Here is a 568-nt window from a genome sequence, read left to right as displayed (position 1 = left end):
AAGACAGTTCAGCCGTGAGTTCAAGCGGGAAGCGGTGCACTTGGTCGTCGATCGGGGCGTGAGCTTTGCCCAGGCGGCGAGAGATCTTGATGTGCACCAGACGGTGCTTCGCCGTTGGGTTCAGCAATATCGCGACCGCCCTGATACGGCGTTTCCCGGCAAAGGGCAGCTTGCGCCTGCCGACGATGAGGTCCGGCGGCTGAGACGGGAGGTCGCGCGGCTGAAAGCCGAACGGGATATTTTAAAAAAGGCCGCGGCCTACTTCGCCAGGGACCCGCTGTGATGTTCGGGTTTATCGCGAAGCACCGGGGGGTCTGGCCAGTATCGTGGATGTGCGGGGCGCTCGGTGTCTCGCGGAGTGGCTTCCATGCCTGGCTGACACGTCCTGCCAGCGCGCGGGCAAGAAGCGATGAAGTGCTTGGCGCACGCGTGCGGGCAAGCTTCATGCTCTCGGACCGGACTTACGGAGCGCGCCGTGTCTGGCGCGATGTCCTGGAGGAAGGCTTCTCATGCGGCCTGCACCGCGTCGAACGCCTGATGCGCGAGCGTGCTCTGCGGGCCCGACCGC

General features: G+C 64.8%; 1 pseudogene. It reads left to right on the top strand.

The window, feature by feature from the left end:
* Positions 1–568 (top strand): annotated as a pseudogene (locus IEV75_RS13830) (transposase); the annotation flags it as partial.

It is taken from the genome of Glycocaulis albus (genome assembly GCF_014639075.1).
GTDB lineage: Bacteria > Pseudomonadota > Alphaproteobacteria > Caulobacterales > Maricaulaceae > Glycocaulis > Glycocaulis albus.
This window is presented reverse-complemented; position numbering and strand designations above follow the sequence as displayed.